The following is a 1284-nucleotide window of genomic DNA, read 5'->3' as shown; positions in this document are numbered from 1 at the left end:
CACGATCATCCGATTTCGGACCATGACAGATAGTTGATTCCATCCGGTCAGGCTGGAACGAGATAATCCCGCTTGCCGATCTGCACGCCCTGTGTGCGCAGAAGCGCGTAAGCCATCGCCGCATGGAAATGCAGGTTCGTCAGGATGAAACTCTGCAGGTATTGTTCCCCGGTCATCGGCATCGTCGCCTGCCCCATCGGAATCTGCAGCACCGTTTTTGCCGTTGCGTCGATCTTCGCATCATCAATGGCATTCACGTAATCGATGGCCTTCTGGCACCGCGCGACCAGATCGGCAAAGGTTTGCTCCGTGTCCGGAAAGTCCGGCATGTCCATTCCGGCCAGGCGGGCCGCGCCGCGTGCAACCGTATCGCAGGCAATCTGCACCTGACGCGGCAGGGCAAACATATCCGGGTAAAGCCGCTGCGCGAGCACCGCTGCCTCTTCACATTTCAGCGCGCCGACATAGGCCTCGCCCTTCATCAGGAGGCCCTTCAGGGCGCCCAGGGTCTGGTTGGTGGAGGTTTTCAGGAGGTAGGAGATCGTTGTGGTCATTCAGGCAGTCCTTCTGTTTTGGAGGGGGCAGGTGCGGGCGCGCGGCGCGCCGCATGAATTTCCGGCAGCATTCCGTCTGCTGCATTGAGGACGTTCACCAGCGTGTCGGCCGCCCGGACATAGAAGTCCAGCGTCAGCGATTCAAAATCATCCGAGGGGTGGTGATAGCCCGGGTGATCCTCGACACCAAAATACAGGAACGGGATACCCGCCTGATGGAACACGCCGTGGTCGGATTGCAGCGTCCAGTCATTTGCGCCGTCTTCCGGACGGTCATGGCCCTGTAACAGTGTGACGGGCGAGACCTTCGCCACTTCGCTCACAAGCTCCGACAGCAAGGGGGTATGGTGGACGCCGGCCGCATAGAGTTCGCCCGCTTCCGAGCGGCCCACCATGTCGAGATTGATGTTCAGCGCCACGCGGTCCATCGGCACGCCTGGGTCGAAGGCGAGGGCCCGCGCGCCGAGCAGGCCGATCTCCTCGGCGTCCAGCGCGACGAAAAGGGTGTCATGCCTGGGCCGGCGTTTGACGAAATACTCCGCCAGTGCGGTCAGCATTGCGGCGCCGGAGGCATTGTCGTCCGCGCCGTTGTATATTTCACCGTCCTTTATGCCGAGATGGTCGTAGTGCGCCGTCACCAGGATCACAGGCCCCTGCCCGGGCGTCTCGCCCGGCACCCAGCCGACGAGGTTTACGCCGGTCCCGGCGCTCGCGTCGGCAGTCTTCGGCA

General features: G+C 62.1%; 2 protein-coding genes. Both read right to left on the bottom strand.

All coding sequences use genetic code 11. The features are described 5' to 3' along the window. Positions 1-47: 47 nt before the first annotated feature. Positions 48-554 carry a DUF1993 family protein gene (locus tag WEA77_RS02495; RefSeq protein WP_368066287.1) on the bottom strand — a complete coding sequence of 169 codons (507 nt, stop codon included), beginning with the start codon at positions 552-554 and terminating at the stop codon, positions 48-50. Next, positions 551-1284: M28 family peptidase (locus WEA77_RS02490; RefSeq protein WP_368066286.1), on the bottom strand; the 734-nt coding region annotated here is incomplete at its 5' end. The genes WEA77_RS02495 and WEA77_RS02490, both read right to left, overlap by 4 nt.

Source organism: Hyphomonas sp. (assembly GCF_040882205.1).
Taxonomy (GTDB): domain Bacteria; phylum Pseudomonadota; class Alphaproteobacteria; order Caulobacterales; family Hyphomonadaceae; genus Hyphomonas.
Note: the sequence above shows the minus strand (reverse complement) of the source record. Positions and strands in the feature narration are given on the sequence as shown.

What these genes read in the sequence shown, in the direction of transcription:
- WEA77_RS02495 (WP_368066287.1), bottom strand. Translation starts at nt 554, where the DNA reads ATGACCACAACGATCTCCTACCTCCTGAAAACCTCCACCAACCAGACC.